13 protein-coding genes and 1 other annotated feature are annotated in these 15,642 nt (G+C 44.5%); of the genes, 9 read left to right on the forward strand and 4 right to left on the reverse strand.

The window, feature by feature from the left end; translation table 11 throughout:
- Window positions 1-36: 36 nt before the first annotated feature.
- Window positions 37-753, reverse strand: a complete 717-nt coding sequence (gene arcA / locus AB4405_RS00800) for a two-component system response regulator ArcA (protein ID WP_102468362.1) — start codon at window positions 751-753, stop codon at window positions 37-39.
- Window positions 754-1,556: 803 nt separating this feature from the next.
- Between arcA and AB4405_RS00805 the strand changes: the two genes are divergently transcribed.
- Window positions 1,557-2,039: a putative 4-hydroxy-4-methyl-2-oxoglutarate aldolase gene (locus AB4405_RS00805; protein ID WP_102468363.1), complete on the forward strand. Its 483-nt coding sequence runs from the start codon at window positions 1,557-1,559 to the stop codon at window positions 2,037-2,039.
- Here the strand turns inward: AB4405_RS00805 and AB4405_RS00810 are convergent.
- A complete protein-coding gene (locus tag AB4405_RS00810) occupies window positions 2,036-2,506 on the reverse strand; it encodes a ribonuclease regulator (protein ID WP_372059241.1) in 471 nt (156 codons plus the stop codon). The genes AB4405_RS00805 and AB4405_RS00810 overlap by 4 nt on opposite strands.
- Window positions 2,507-2,781: 275 nt before the next feature.
- Window positions 2,782-2,900, forward strand: a sequence feature (Thr leader region).
- Window positions 2,901-2,929: 29 nt separating this feature from the next.
- On the opposite strand from AB4405_RS00810, the gene thrA reads away from it, so the two are divergent.
- From thrA to AB4405_RS00830, 4 genes are all read left to right on the forward strand, one after another.
- Window positions 2,930-5,389 (forward strand): bifunctional aspartate kinase/homoserine dehydrogenase I, encoded by a 2,460-nt coding sequence (gene thrA, locus AB4405_RS00815; protein WP_102468365.1) that lies wholly within the window; start codon window positions 2,930-2,932, stop codon window positions 5,387-5,389.
- Between the two features lies 1 nt (window position 5,390).
- Window positions 5,391-6,353, forward strand: coding sequence for a homoserine kinase (gene thrB, locus AB4405_RS00820; RefSeq protein ID WP_372059242.1), 963 nt, complete (start codon window positions 5,391-5,393; stop codon window positions 6,351-6,353).
- Entirely contained in the window at window positions 6,350-7,633 is a 1,284-nt protein-coding gene (gene thrC, locus AB4405_RS00825) for a threonine synthase (protein WP_372059243.1), read from the forward strand. Before thrB ends, thrC begins: the two co-directional genes overlap by 4 nt.
- Before the next feature lie 537 nt (window positions 7,634-8,170).
- Entirely contained in the window at window positions 8,171-9,016 is an 846-nt protein-coding gene (locus AB4405_RS00830) for a magnesium transporter (protein ID WP_102468368.1), read from the forward strand.
- A gap of 45 nt (window positions 9,017-9,061) precedes the next feature.
- Here the strand turns inward: AB4405_RS00830 and dacB are convergent, their stop codons facing one another.
- On the reverse strand, window positions 9,062-10,501 hold the full coding sequence (gene dacB, locus AB4405_RS00835) for a serine-type D-Ala-D-Ala carboxypeptidase (RefSeq protein ID WP_372059244.1): 1,440 nt from the start codon (window positions 10,499-10,501) through the stop codon (window positions 9,062-9,064).
- Between the two features lie 430 nt (window positions 10,502-10,931).
- On the opposite strand from dacB, the gene greA reads away from it, so the two are divergent.
- Complete coding sequence (greA, locus tag AB4405_RS00840) at window positions 10,932-11,405, forward strand: transcription elongation factor GreA (protein ID WP_102468369.1); 474 nt, start codon at window positions 10,932-10,934, stop codon at window positions 11,403-11,405.
- Between the two features lie 148 nt (window positions 11,406-11,553).
- Here greA and yhbY read toward each other — a convergent pair whose 3' ends face one another.
- Window positions 11,554-11,850, reverse strand: coding sequence for a ribosome assembly RNA-binding protein YhbY (gene yhbY / locus AB4405_RS00845; protein WP_102468476.1), 297 nt, complete (start codon window positions 11,848-11,850; stop codon window positions 11,554-11,556).
- Between the two features lie 112 nt (window positions 11,851-11,962).
- On the opposite strand from yhbY, the gene rlmE reads away from it, so the two are divergent.
- The 3 genes from rlmE to folP all read left to right on the forward strand — a co-directional run bounded on the left by rlmE (window position 11,963) and on the right by folP (window position 15,638).
- Window positions 11,963-12,592: a 23S rRNA (uridine(2552)-2'-O)-methyltransferase RlmE gene (rlmE, locus tag AB4405_RS00850; RefSeq protein ID WP_372059245.1), complete on the forward strand. Its 630-nt coding sequence runs from the start codon at window positions 11,963-11,965 to the stop codon at window positions 12,590-12,592.
- Between the two features lie 105 nt (window positions 12,593-12,697).
- Complete coding sequence (gene ftsH, locus AB4405_RS00855; RefSeq protein WP_372059246.1) at window positions 12,698-14,677, forward strand: ATP-dependent zinc metalloprotease FtsH; 1,980 nt, start codon at window positions 12,698-12,700, stop codon at window positions 14,675-14,677.
- 130 nt (window positions 14,678-14,807) lie between these two features.
- Window positions 14,808-15,638, forward strand: a complete 831-nt coding sequence (gene folP / locus AB4405_RS00860) for a dihydropteroate synthase (protein ID WP_372059247.1) — start codon at window positions 14,808-14,810, stop codon at window positions 15,636-15,638.
- The last annotated feature ends 4 nt before the right edge of the window (window positions 15,639-15,642 follow it).

The raw sequence follows: 15,642 nt of genomic DNA on the forward strand, positions 1-15,642 counted from the left end.
GGACGCATGCGCGTCCCTTTTTTAAACTTTCAAATTTTACTCTTCAAGGTCGCCACAAAAACGGTAGCCTTCACCGTGAATAGTAGCAATGATTTCTGGTGTTCCTGATACTGACTCGAAGTGCTTACGAATACGACGAATCGTCACGTCTACAGTACGATCGTGAGGTTTTAGTTCACGGCCAGTCATCTTTTTCAGCAGGTCAGCACGAGTTTGGATTTTGCCTGGGTTTTCACAGAAGTGAAGTAAGGCACGAAACTCTGAGCGTGGCAGCTTGTAGCCATCACCGCTAGGGCTAACGAGTGAGCGGCTGTTAATATCAAGTATCCAGCCATTGAATTCGTATTTTTCTACGCTACGCTTCTCTTCTTGAGACACGTTAGTGCTCATAGAACGATTCAGAAGGTTGCGTGCACGAATAGTCAATTCACGTGGGTTAAATGGTTTAGTGATGTAATCATCTGCACCAATTTCCAAACCAAGAATTTTATCGACTTCATTGTCACGTCCCGTTAGGAACATAAGTGCGACGTTAGCTTGTTCTCTAAGCTCACGAGCGAGAAGTAGACCATTTTTACCTGGCAGGTTGATATCCATGATAACTAGGTTAACTGAATTATCGGTTAAGACCTGATGCATTTCTTGACCGTCACTGGCCTCGAATACAGCATATCCTTCTGCTTCAAAAATGCTCTTAAGAGTGTTACGTGTTACTTGCTCATCTTCAACAATAAGAATTTGCGGGCTTTGCATTGGCGGTACCTAAATTAAACTTGTGATAAATCTGTCTGTAGTAGAATAAATTCTAGGCAATAAGTTAACATAAAGGTAATGTTTCTTGGATGTTCTGCTTACAATCAGAGAAACAGTTACGATATGAGTCGCCATCCATGAAGCTGCCAATTAACGAGAAATCCCTTTAATCTCTTATTATTCCGCTAGGTCATTGAGGCGAATTCTAATATGTTAACAGCATGCTAACAATGGTCAAATGTTAATTACTTGCAGTTTGTTGATTTAAATCAATCGCTGACTTGTAACAAATATTAATAGTAGTAGGTAAATTGACCACTGCTATTAATATGTGTGTTAATGCCTAATTGAATGTTTGTTGTGCAACATGATGCGTTGGCTACTGTCTCCGTCAATGACGAGATATTTTGAGGCGATTGACGTTTTAAACCTAAAATAAAAAAGTAATTTAATGTTAACTTTACAATTAAAAACAATAGCTTGCCTTTGTTTTTTTATGGGTTGCTCCTTGCCGATACTCAATGCTAGCCTACGTGGTTATATCAATAATGGCCTTTACATGATCAAAGATTTGCACGATTAATAGTTCTGTTTTATGCGGAAATTCTAACTAAATGTAATGAAGCTCACGGATAATGCAGGAAAAGCATAGCGCTCTTGTTGTGCAGGAGAATCGTTTAAAAAATTTAGATTTATTGGGTAACAAAGTGACCGTTGAGTGGTCAAATACCCAATAAGTGACAAGGATTTTTAGTTTAGCACTCTCTAAAGGCGCGCCTATTGAGTGACATCACGGAGGAAAAATGAGAGATATCACACCTGATATTTGTGACCAACACGAAGACAAAGTGACATTGTTGGATTTGCCATTGCAAAACTTTGGGCAACGTGCGGCCTTTTGGGGCGAGATAGTGACGATCCGTTGTTATCATGATAATTCCAAAGTACGCGAAGTACTTTCCCAAGATGGAACGGGAAAAGTGCTGGTTGTGGATGGCAATGGTTCTTGTCAAAAAGCCTTACTAGGTGATCAATTGGCCATCATGGCTATTGAAAATAACTGGGAAGGCGTGATCGTAAATGGGGCGATTCGAGATGTTGCTATGATGTCCGAAATGGACCTTGGCGTTAAAGCGTTGGGAGCGAATCCTTTTAAAACAGAAAAACGGGGTGCTGGCGATGTCAATGTTACGCTGACCATGAGTAATCAGATTGTTCAGCCAGGGTATTATATTTACTCGGACTGGAACGGTATTTTAATCTCTAAAGAAGCGTTAACGTTCTAGAATCGAAAGCCTAGGCCGACCTCAACGCCTTGTTGGACTTTTTCAAAGTCAAAGGTAGCGTGGACGTCTAGGTTTTCTGTCAGCCTCATTCTGCTTGATATTTCTGCAGCCATCCCGGCTTGTGTGATGTCATCTTCTTCATATTGGTACCCTCTTAGGGTACTTTTGACCGAGATTCGTTCTGATACTTGATAACTCATGCCACTAAGCAGTCCTTTGTCACTTGATTCATCAGAGTTATTAAGTCGCGCCCCGATATAAATATCGACAGACTCAAATAGCGAATAGGAATAGCCACTGTCTACGTTCCATTGATCGATGCCGTCGCTCGAGGATTTACTATCGGAAGAGAGAAAGAAATTATGTGGGGATGCGTTATGCTTGCCAGGCAGCGCTGGCAGTTCGACGGCTTGGACCATACTGGATGATAATAATACGAACAAAGCAGACGCAATCATTGCTTTCATAGCACCACTCCTTGTTCGTCATTATTATTTTATATTTGTTCATTAATTAAAGCACAAGATCTAGTCAAAAAGTTGTAAATGTATATAGCAATTGGCGATTTACTCATAACGTTACAGTATATGCATTTCATAAGTGTAGGTTTTCAAGCACTGGCTATGATTTCATTGTTTATTTGATAAAAGTACAGATTTTGATTGACTACTCTACAGAAAGTGCGGTAAACGTATGGGTAAGCACATTAGAAAGTTTGTAGATAACCCTATGTATAGAAACCAGCTCGTAGTAATGACCACCACCATTATTATTACCGACATAACCATTGTTGGGGCAGGCTGGTAGACGGAAGAAATTCAAGAACAAGGCCTGTATCAACAAGATACGGGCCTTTTTTTTACCTGTTTTGAGTATTTCGGGAGGAAAGGATGCGAGTACTAAAATTTGGAGGCTCATCGTTAGCCGATGCTGATCGCTTTTTACGAGCGGCAGACATTATTGCCAACAATGCCCAACAAGAAGATTTAGCGGTGGTGCTATCTGCGCCAGGGAAAACAACCAATAAGTTAGTCGCGATTATTGAAACCGCGTTAAAAAATAGCGAAGTCGAGCTTCAGATCTCTGAACTGGAAACGGCGTTTAACGAATTATTTTCTAATATTGAATCTGTACTTCCTAACATACAGCGTGCTGATTTTGACAATCAGGTAAAAACCTCTTTATTCCAACTGCATCAATTCGTTCATGGTATCCGTTTGCTTGGTACTTGTCCGGCTCATGTTAATGCCCGCATCATTTCCAAAGGTGAGCGCATTTCAATCCAGTTGATGAGAGCGGTCCTAGAAGCGAAAGGCCAAGCGGCGGCATTGATTGATCCGGTTAAGTATCTTTATGCCAATGATGACTATCTAGAAGCAATGGTAGATGTTGGTATTTCAACACAAAACTTCAGATCAAACCCATTGACCGAGGGTGTCGTGCATATCATGCCTGGTTTTACGGCAGGCAACGCGAAAGGCGAGTTAGTCACACTTGGGCGCAATGGCTCGGATTATTCAGCTGCAGTACTGGCAGCCTGCTTACGAGCGGACTGTTGTGAAATTTGGACTGATGTCGATGGGGTATACAATTGTGACCCTCGATTAGTGGATGATGCACGCTTGCTGAAATCACTGAGCTACCAAGAAGCGATGGAGTTGTCTTACTTCGGTGCGTCGGTACTTCACCCGAAAACCATTGCTCCAATTGCTCAGTTCCATATCCCATGTTTGATTAAAAACTCGTTTAACCCTCAAGGCGCAGGCACGCTGATCGGTCAAGACACCGGTGAAGATAACCTGCCAATTAAAGGTATCACCACCTTATCTAACCTGATTATGGTTAACGTCTCTGGGCCGGGTATGAAAGGTATGGTCGGGATGGCTAGCCGTGTCTTTGGAGCCATGTCATCAGCAGGTGTCTCTATTGTTCTGATTACACAGTCTTCATCTGAATACAGCATCAGCTTTTGTATCGAAGAAGAAGACAAGCTAAAAGCGTCTCAAATCCTTGAAGAAACATTTGATCTAGAACTCAAAAATGCACTGCTTGAGCCTGTCGAGTTTATGGAAGACGTCGCAATTGTCACCTTAGTTGGTGATGGTATGAGAACCTCTCGCGGGGTGGCATCACAGTTCTTTTCATCATTAGCTGAAGTGAATGTCAATATTGTTGCCATTGCACAAGGCTCTTCTGAGCGCGCCATTTCTGCTGTTATTCCAGAAGATAAGATCTCAGAAGCGATCAAAGCGTGTCATGAGAATTTGTTCAATTCTAAACACTTCTTAGATGTGTTCGTTGTTGGGGTTGGCGGCGTCGGTGGTGAATTGGTTGATCAAATCCAACGTCAGCAAACAAAACTGGCAGAAAAAGGTATTGTTATTCGAGTATGTGGCCTTGCCAATAGCAAAGGCGTACTTCTCGACGGTAAAGGCTTACCGCTTGATCAATGGCGAGATCGCATGGGCGATGTGACGGAGCGATTCAGCGTCGCTGGATTAGCCGCGCTCGTTCAGCGTAATCATATTATTAACCCAGTATTGGTGGATTGTACCTCGAGTGAAGATATTGCCAATCAATATGCCGAGTTTTTGGCCGCTGGTTTCCACGTAGTGACACCTAATAAAAAGGCCAATACATCAAGTATGGCCTATTACCACCAACTTCGAGACGTTGCACGCAGCTCACGTCGTAAATTGATGTATGAGACAACGGTAGGGGCGGGTTTACCTGTCATTGAAAACCTGCAAAACCTGATATCAGCAGGGGATGAGCTGGAAAAATTCAATGGTATTTTGTCGGGCTCATTATCGTTTATCTTCGGTAAGCTGGATGAAGGGCTAACACTAAGCCAGGCCACAAATGTTGCTAAGGATAAAGGGTTCACTGAGCCTGATCCGCGTGATGACTTATCCGGTATGGATGTTGCTCGTAAACTGCTAATTCTCGCTCGAGAGTCGGGAATGGCGCTTGAACTTGAAGATGTGGAAGTGGATCAAGCGCTGCCGCCGGGTTTCGATGATTCAGGTTCGGTTGATGATTTTATGGCTCGCTTACCTGAAGCCGATAAGTACTTCTCTCAGTTAGTCGCGGATGCGGCGAAAGAAGGCAAGGTGCTTCGATATGTGGGTGAGATTGCCGATGGCAAGTGCCGTGTTCGTATGGCCGCTGTCGATGAGAACGACCCAATGTACAAGATTAAAGATGGTGAGAATGCCTTGGCATTTTATAGCCGCTATTATCAACCGATTCCATTGGTGTTGCGTGGCTACGGCGCCGGTACAGAAGTAACTGCGGCCGGTGTCTTTGCCGATGTTATGCGTACACTTGGTTGGAAGTTGGGGGTATAAAATGAGTCAACGTGTTGTTGTTTATGCTCCAGCGTCGATCGGCAATGTCAGTGTTGGGTTTGATGTGTTGGGTGCTGCGGTCTCACCAATCGATGGAACCTTGCTAGGGGACTGTGTTGAAATTCAAGCATCAGAATCGCCTTTCGAGCTTTCAACTAAAGGACGATTTGTCGATAAGTTGCCCGTTGATCCACAAGAAAACATTGTCTATGACTGTTGGAAAGTGTTTGCGAGAGAGCTGGATAAGAAAGGTGTGGCGCTTCAATCCATCCATATGACGTTAGAAAAGAACATGCCGATTGGCTCTGGACTAGGCTCAAGTGCTTGTTCTATCGTTGCGGCCTTGGATGCGCTTAACCAGTTTCATGGCAATCCACTTGACGAAACGGAACTGCTTGCCTTAATGGGTGAAATGGAAGGGCAAATTTCTGGTGGTATCCATTATGACAATGTGGCACCGTGTTACCTAGGTGGTGTACAGCTTATGCTGGAAGAGCTTGGTGTTATTAGCCAAGAGGTACCTTGCTTTGATGACTGGTTTTGGGTCATGGCGTACCCAGGGATCAAGGTATCGACCGCTGAAGCGAGAGAAATTTTGCCGTCGCAGTACCGCCGTCAGGATGTCATTGCTCACGGACGCCACCTTGCAGGCTTTATCCATGCTTGCCATTCCGGTCAGCCTGAGCTGGCTGCAAAGATGATCAAAGACGTCATAGCGGAACCGTACCGAGCTAAATTGCTTCCCGGTTTTAGCAAGGCGCGAGAGTATGCTGCTAGTGCGGGAGCGTTAGCGACAGGTATTTCAGGCAGTGGGCCGACCTTATTTAGTATCTGTAAAGAGAAAGATGTGGCTGAGCGTGTTGCTCGCTGGTTAGAAGAAAATTACGTACAGAATAACGAAGGATTCGTGCATGTTTGTCACTTAGATAAGCAAGGTTCGAAAGTAACAGGAAGTCAGCTATGAAGCTTTACAATATCAAAGAAAACGATGAACAAGTCTCTTTTGGCCAAGCCGTCCGTCAAGGACTAGGGCGCAATCAAGGGCTGTTTTTCCCTTCTGAATTACCGACATTCGACGATATCGATGCGCTGTTAGCTGAAGATTTTGTTTCGCGCAGTGCGAAGATTCTGTCGGCGCTGATTGGAGACGAGCTGTCCAAAGAGAAAGTAACAGAATTAGTTGATGCGGCATTTCAGTTCCCTGCGCCAATCAAGCAAGTCGAAGATGGCGTATACGCCCTCGAGCTTTTCCATGGACCAACGTTAGCCTTTAAAGATTTTGGTGGTCGCTTCATGGCGAATTCACTGGCTGCGGTTTCTGATGGCGGTAAAATCACCATCTTGACGGCAACCTCTGGCGATACCGGCGCTGCCGTTGCCCATGCGTTTTATGGCATGGAAGACATCAATGTTGTTATCTTGTACCCAAATGGCAAGATAAGCCCACTGCAAGAAAAGTTATTTTGCACACTAGGTAAAAATATCCATACCGTAGCGATTGATGGTGACTTTGATGCGTGCCAAGCGTTAGTCAAACAGGCATTTGACGATGCTGAATTGCGCAAAGAAATTGGGCTAAATTCGGCGAACTCAATCAATATCAGTCGATTAATGGCGCAGATTTGTTACTACTTCGAAGCCGCTTCTCAGCTCAGTAAAGCACAGCGTGATAATCTAGTTATCTCCGTACCAAGCGGTAACTTTGGTAACCTTACTGCTGGCTTGTTAGCGAAAGCACTCGGGCTTCCAATTAAGCGTTTCATTGCGGCGACGAATGAGAACGATACGGTTCCACGTTACCTTGAAACAGGCCAATGGGCCCCTAAGCCTACAGTGGCGACAACATCGAATGCGATGGATGTGAGTCAACCTAATAACTGGCCACGTATTGAAGAGCTTTGCCAGCTAAAAGGTTGGGGCCTAGATACACTGGGTAAAGGCGCAGTAACAGATGAGCAAAGTGCAGAGTCGGTGCGCGTTCTGAATGATAAAGGCTACCTATGTGAACCCCATGGTGCGATCGCTTACCGTGTGCTTGGTGAGCAGTTGCAAGCCGATGAAACCGGCTTGTTTTTGTGTACGGCGCACCCAGCAAAATTCAAAGAGGTCGTGGATGATATCCTAGGCACTGATATTGAGTTACCGGCACCACTGGCTAAACATGCCGCGATGGAACTGTTGTCAGAAGAACTTGATAATGACTTTGAAGCACTAAAGGTCATTCTTCGACGCGTACAACAGTAAAATAGATAAAAACGGCGTTCTGCGTTGTTTTAATTCGTAAATCGAACGCCTGTTTGTTAAATGATATCGATTAGAGATATCGTTTAACAAACAGGCGTTTTTTCTGAAGGTAATCGCAATGACGCTGAATCTAGAGAGTAAATCGAGAGTTAGTTAAATAAATAGCAAGCACATTCATGAACATTTGCGAGATCGTAAACGCTTAAAGGCATTAAAAGCGTAAAAAATAGTTTCAGGAAGTGAAATAGGCTTTACTCAATGAGCGTTTTTGGTATCCTAGCGCCGCTATCAAGTTGATAGTTTCCTCGGAGATACCTATGAACAATACCGACCATCCTCCTAGTATCAAGGGAGAAAAGTAACACTCTGTCGGTATTTTACGATCTTCGTTCCTGCCTTCAAGGTGGGAAGTTTTATCTACAACTCTTTTCTTATTTTTCTCCTTTCTACTATTTACGAATGAATGCCATCTAAATGTGGTAGGCACGTATTCGTGACAATTGATGGTCGTTACCAACGCTAATCGGGAGATTCGCCATGACGGTAATGAACAACACTTATATTGAAAATGCACCTCGCTTCTCAGAAGAAGAGATCAGTGCAGCAACAAAAGCATTTTTGCAATACGACGATGAGCAACAGCTTAATTTGTTAACGCTGATGCCGATCGATGAAGCGGTCGGTGTATTACAGCATTGTGCATTTGGTCAGGTACAACACCTGATACAACAACTTGATTTGCAAGGTCACGACAAAAGAGCGCGACACTTTGCACACCAATTGGGCTTTATTCACTCAGAGGCTGAAACGACACAAGGCTATTTATCGACGGGCGTTTTAGAGCACGTTAAACAGCGTATTGGTTGGATCATCACCTTGGCTTTGATGGGCATCGTGTCTGGTCTTATTATCGCTCAGTACGAAGATATACTAAGCCAGTTAGTGTTATTAGCTGTGTATATGCCAGTGATTGCAGCCGCAGGTGGTAATACGGGTACGCAAGCCGCGACCCTCGTCATCAGGGCGTTAGCAACAGGCGAATTACGAAAAAGGCAGTGGCTTGATGTACTTTGGAAAGAGAGCCGAGTTGCTGTCTGCCTTGCATCGGCAGTCGCCTTGGTGATGGTTGCCCGCATACTGCTCTTCAGTGACGCGAATGCGGGGAATGGGTTTGATTTGAATATCATTGCCTTATCGATAGCGGTGGCATTGTTTATCCAAGTGACGATCTCAACGACATTAGGAGGGGTTCTTCCTATTATTGCTCGAGTCTTTCGTTTAGACCCTGCCGTGTTAGTGAGTCCGGTACTCGCGTCTATCGTCGATATCTCAGGAATGTGGATCTACTTTACAGTAGTCAACTATTTCTTAGGGCTATCGTAATCTGGACAAATGACAAATGACAAATGACAATACAACAAAGCACAGCTAAGGCTGTGCTTTGTTGTTTGAGCGCTCAAGCGAAAGACTATAATCGATAACTTGTTGGTAGAGGGCTTGTTCAAATTGGGTCAGTGGTGAAACCACTGGCTTTTTGGTTTCCGAAGGAACTACGTGATAATCGGTAATCATTTGAACAAAAATAGATTGAGGCTTTCCTGCTGAATCTAACCCATACCCCATCATATTGTAGGTGCCAAATAATGAGCCGCTCTTGGCGGTAAGCGCGCCTTTTATCGGCGACTTCCTCATACTTTGGCGGTACTTTAATGTCCCGTTCGTCCCTGCTACAGGGAGTAGCTTGATAAGATTGAGAGTGGCGTCATTGTCATAAATGTAGTGGAGCACTTGTGCCATTTGACTGGTGGTAACCCTATTGTTTCTTGAGAGGCCTGAGCCATCCTCGAGAACGGCACGGCTGAAGTCGATATTTGCTTGTAGCCTCAGTATCGCCTTAAGTGCTTCGGTACCGTTGTTAAACGAACCAGGTTGATTGTAATACGTTGCGCCAATCGTCTTTAATAGGGTGTCAGCATAAAGGTTGTTTGAGTCACGCAACATGGTGGCCAATAACTCAGGTAGAGGCTGGGATCGTTGCACAAATAATGGCGTAGATGGGGTGTTTTTGGGACGTCCGGTTTTTATGTCTCCAGATATCGTGATCCCTAAACGTTTCGCTTCCGCACGGATGACATCACGAGTGAACTTTTCTGGAGAAGCAACTGCAAACTTTAACGGTAGCGGCGATGTTCGCGAAACAACGCATCCAGCAAGGGAATATTGATTACCTTGTGACACATTGAGTTCAAGGTCACAGTGGCGCTCTTTTTGTTGTGTTTTCGTAACGGCACGAGCGGTTGTGGTTGCCGCTATTGGTTGATGTGCGGGGATATTGATTCGTGTCGTGCCATTGTCATTAGTGTACAGCGCACCTTGCACGCAATTACCATCAAGCGTAATGGCAGAGGCCGGAGCACTATAGCAGACACCTAGTATATCCCATGGCCAGCCTACCGCTCGGTCATAGCCGGAAAAAACGCTATCGTCGAGCCAAACGGTGCCGAAAGAGGGGCCAATGGATGACTTGGCCTCTTTTAGCATCATTCGTAGCGTATCACGCGAGAACGATGGGTCACCAGAGTATTGGATGACGACATCATTTCCTACACGATACAGAGGCGTTTCAAAACGAAAGTCATCCCCTAAAGACAATTTGGCTGCAAGTGCAGTAACAACTTTAAGCGTGCTGGCTGGTGGAAAGTACGCGTCGGTGTTTTCGCTCACTAATACAGAAGAAGAGGGACTCAACCCATCGATGTAAATGCTGTTTCTACTGCCTTCAGGTAACTCTGCTTCAATTGATGACGCCATGATTGAGGAGGAGGCAATGGTTAATAGTAGGGCGGTTATGGCGCAATTTATGGTCATAGTAGTCTGGTAAGCCATCGATGGTGTATTGGGGTAGGCTAGCAACCAACCTGTAAGAGATAAAGTGCTAATTATGAATCCTTGGATTATATTGACTGAAACCACGGAGTCACAGTGAACAGAAGAGTAGGAGTGTGCATGGGCACACGTTTTATGCGTTAACTGATACTTGCAGTTAGCGAGATTTTTGCGTTATATTTATCGGCTACAATGCGCCTAGTAAAGCTCAGTGAGGCTCGCTTGCCGCGACAGTAAAGCAATGAGTCGAAATTCAATACCAACAACTTTGCTTCTAATTATGAATTTCAATGATTTGTATCCACAGATTGATTACACTAGGCTTAATCCAGTAATTTTTTAAATTGTACTCAAGCTTTGTTTGAGTAGGGTTTTTTTGTCCAAAGTAAACTTTGGAAAAGAGGTTGTTAAAATGGAAAAAGTTCCAATGACCGCTCGTGGCGAGCTTCAATTACGTGAAGAGCTAGAGCGACTACTAAAGCTTCGCCCACTTATTTCACAAGCGATTGCTGAAGCTCGTGAATTGGGTGATTTAAAAGAGAATGCGGAATACCACGCCGCTCGTGAAGAGCAAGGTATTTGCGAAGCACAAATTCGTGACATTGAATATAAGCTATCAGTAGCTCAGGTCATCGATGTAACGAAAATGGATAATACCGGTAAGATCATTTTTGGCTCGACGGTAACGCTAATCGATGTTGATACGGATGCTGAGCAAACGTATCAGATTGTTGGTGAAGATGAAGCCAACATCAAAGCTGGTCGTATTTCTGTTAGCTCTCCTATTGCCCGTGGACTTATCGGCAAAATGGAAGGTGATGAAGTGACGATAACCACTCCGGGTGGTCAAAAAGATTTTGATATTGATAAAGTCGCGTATATCTAAGTCGAATTAGCACGAAAAAAGTCGCATTGCGCGGCTTTTTTTATATTGATAGGTCTATTTGATAAACGTGCGATCAAAAAAGGCCGCATTGAGCGACCTTTTTAATGTGAAACGAACTGTTTCAGCAGAGTGACGAATTAAGGTCTCGTTATTTACGAGGTAATTCGATTTTCTTTTGCTCAGATTGGCGATAAAGAACAAGTGTTTTACCGATAACTTGTACTTTCTCAGCCTTTGTCTCACGGACAATTGCATCAACAATCAATAGCTTAGTTTCACGGTCTTCCGAAGCCACTTTAACTTTAATCAGTTCGTGGTGGTCAAGAGCGATTTCGATTTCCGCTAGAACAGCCTCTGTTAGTCCATTTGCGCCTAGAAGCACAACGGGTTTCAGTGCGTGTGCTAGGCCTTTTAGGTGCTGTTTTTGTTTCGTGCTTAAGTTCATAACGCGGCCAAATTTATTTAGTATTAGGGTTGAAAAGTCGTATTTTAACGCCATCTAATGACGAAGACTATACTTTATTCTAAGGGTTTGCCCTTGTGACGTTGGATATTGAATGAGTAAGCAAAAACATTCGGCTAGTTCTGGCCGCTGGTTGAAGGAGCATTTTGATGATAAATATGCAAATGAAGCCAGAAGAAAAGGGTATCGATCTCGTGCTATCTTTAAAATTGAAGAAATTCAAAATAAAGATAAGCTATTGAAATCTGGGATGACAGTTGTCGATTTGGGCGCTGCACCTGGAGGCTGGTCACAGTACGCCGCTAAGGTTGTTGGGGATGAAGGACAAGTGATTGCTTGTGATTTGTTACCGATGGACTCTATCGCCGGTGTGAGTTTTTTACAGGGTGATTTTAGAGAAGAAGCTGTACTCGATGCCCTGCTAGAAAACATACAGCCTGATATGGTCGATGTGGTGATGTCTGATATGGCACCTAACATGGCAGGAAATTTATCTGTCGATCAGCCTAGAGCAATGTATCTTGTTGAACTAGCATTAGATATGTGTAGACAAGCCTTAGCACCTGGAGGCAGCTTTGTTGTTAAAGTGTTTCAGGGAGAAGGGTTTGAGCAATACGTGAAAGAAGTGCGTGAAATGTTCAAAGTGGTGAAGATTCGTAAACCGGATTCATCAAGAGCGCGTTCCCGTGAGGTATTTATCGTAGCTAATGGATACAAAGGCTGAACATTAGTTTACAAAGAGAAAATTAACATTGTAGCTACAGCTGAAAAACTGTAGTACCCTACCTTTAATTACAATTAGTTATCGAGGACTGACACCTTGAGTGACATGGCAAAGAATTTAATTTTGTGGTTAGTCATCGCCGTTGTGTTGATGTCGGTATTCCAAAGCTTTGGACCTGGCGAGAGCAATGGTCGAGCGGTAGATTACACCACGTTCGTACAGGAAGTTGGCAGTGGCCAGATTCAAGAAGCGCAGTTTAAAGACAGCGAGATAACGTTTACTCGTCGTGGCGGTAGTCGCTTTGTGACTTACATGCCGGTTTATGATCAAAAACTTCTTGATGACCTGATTAACCAAAACGTAAAAGTTTCAGGAACACCACCAGAAGAACAAAGCCTACTTGGTACGATCTTTATCTCGTGGTTCCCGATGATTCTTCTTATCGGTGTTTGGATTTTCTTCATGCGTCAAATGCAAGGCGGCGGTGGCAAAGGAGCCATGTCGTTTGGTAAGAGCAAAGCTCGAATGATGAGTGAAGAGCAGATCAAAACCATGTTTTCTGACGTTGCAGGTTGTGACGAAGCAAAAGAAGACGTTAAGGAGCTGGTCGATTACCTACGTGACCCTAGTCGCTTCCAGAAGCTTGGCGGCAAGATCCCAACCGGTATCTTATTAGTCGGCCCTCCTGGTACGGGTAAAACATTACTTGCGAAAGCCATTGCTGGTGAAGCAAAAGTACCGTTCTTTACGATTTCTGGTTCTGACTTCGTTGAAATGTTTGTCGGTGTGGGTGCATCTCGTGTGCGTGACATGTTCGAACAAGCGAAGAAAGCTGCACCGTGTATCATCTTTATCGATGAAATCGATGCTGTAGGTCGTCAACGTGGCGCGGGTGTTGGTGGTGGTCACGATGAGCGTGAGCAAACACTGAACCAAATGTTGGTTGAGATGGATGGCTTTGAGGGTAACGAAGGTATTATCGTTATCGCTGCAACGAACCGTCCTGACGTGCTTGACCCAGCACTACTTCGTCCAGGTCGTTTTGACAGACAAGTTGTTGTTGGCTTGCCAGATGTACGTGGTCGTGAGCAGATCCTTAAAGTTCACATGCGTAAAGTACCTTTATCATCAGACGTCGAGCCTTCACTGATCGCACGTGGTACACCTGGTTTCTCTGGTGCGGATTTAGCAAACCTAGTGAACGAAGCTGCACTCTTTGCAGCGCGTGGTAACAAGCGCAATGTCTCTATGGTTGAGTTTGAATTGGCGAAAGATAAGATCATGATGGGTGCTGAGCGCCGCTCCATGGTTCTATCTGAAGATACTAAAGAGTCCACCGCGTACCACGAAGCGGGTCATGCTATTGTGGGGCGCTTGGTGCCAGAGCACGATCCAGTGTACAAAGTCTCGATTATTCCACGTGGCCGAGCACTTGGTGTCACGATGTATTTACCAGAACAAGATCGTGTCAGCATGTCACGCCAGCATCTAGAATCAATGATTTCTAGCTTGTACGGTGGTCGATTAGCGGAAGAACTTATCTACGGTAAAGACAAAGTGTCGACGGGCGCATCAAACGACATCGAACGTGCCACTGATATTGCACGTAAGATGGTCACGCAATGGGGTTTCTCTGAGAAACTTGGACCACTTCTTTATGCTGAAGAAGAGGGTGAGGTTTTCTTGGGTCGTGGTATGAGTCAAGCGAAACATGTCTCTGATGAGACGACTCGACTCATCGATGAAGAAATTCGTATCCTAATTGATCGCAACTACAACCGAGCGAAACAGATTCTTGAAGATAACATGGATCTGATGCACTCGATGAAAGATGCGCTAATGACATACGAAACCATTGATGCAGGCCAAATCGACGATTTGATGGAACGTAAAGAAACGATCCGTGAGCCAGCAGGTTGGGGCGATGAAGTCACTGCTCGAGAAGAGCCGACTAAAGCCAAAGAAGAGCCTGTTAAGCCTCAGGAAGCGCCAGCAAAAGCGGAATCAAATCCAGAGACAGAAGCTAAGCCTGAAGGTGTTGACGAGGAAAGCTCAACAACATCGTCTAAAAAAGATTCTGAATAGTCTTTAATAATTGAGCCCCGAGATCTTCTCGGGGCTTTTCTTGTTTTTACTCGTTACGATTTTATCAATCATGTCCTCAACTCCGATTCCTACATCCACTATGTCCAAAACTTCTAAGCTTACGGCTACTATGTCGTTGTCTTCCAACGGCAAAACGTTACACCTCGACCGCCCTCAGGTCATGGGTATCCTTAATGTCACGCCTGATTCTTTTTCTGATGGTGGGAAGTTTAACTCCATTGAAAATGCACTTGTTCAAGCAGCTTCTATGATTCAATCTGGTGTCAGTATTATTGATGTTGGTGGTGAATCTACTCGGCCAGGGGCGCCAGAGGTCACTCTGGAAGAAGAACTGGCTCGAGTTATTCCAGTCATTAAAGCCATTCGTGAGCAATCTGATGTATGGATCTCTATTGATACCAGTAAAGCTGAAGTGATGAGAGCCGCGGTAGACGCGGGTGCAGATATCATCAATGACGTACGAGCACTGCAAGAGCCTGGTGCACTTGAAGTCGCGGCGGCGACCAATGTGCCCATTTGTTTGATGCACATGCAAGGACAACCTAAGACGATGCAAGCAAACCCTAGCTATGATGACTTGCTCGGTGATGTTCAGGTGTTCTTAGAAGAAAGGGTTGCCGCGTGTGAGGCTGTCGGTATAAAGCGAGAGAAATTGATTCTTGATCCTGGTTTTGGGTTTGGAAAAACACTCGATCACAATTACCATTTATTGGCTCACCTCGACAAATTTCAACAGTTTGGACTACCTGTACTCGCAGGAATGTCACGAAAATCGATGGTCTTTAAATTACTTGATAAAGCACCTCATGACACGATGGTTGGCAGCGTGACCTGCGCGGCTCTCGCTGCACTCAAAGGGGCGCAGATTATTAGGGTCCACGATACGCAAGAAACGATAGAGGCAATGGCTATTGTCTCTATGATGCATAAAAATAAATAAGAAT

The organism is Vibrio sp. 10N.261.51.F12, from assembly GCF_041471725.1.
GTDB lineage: Bacteria > Pseudomonadota > Gammaproteobacteria > Enterobacterales > Vibrionaceae > Vibrio.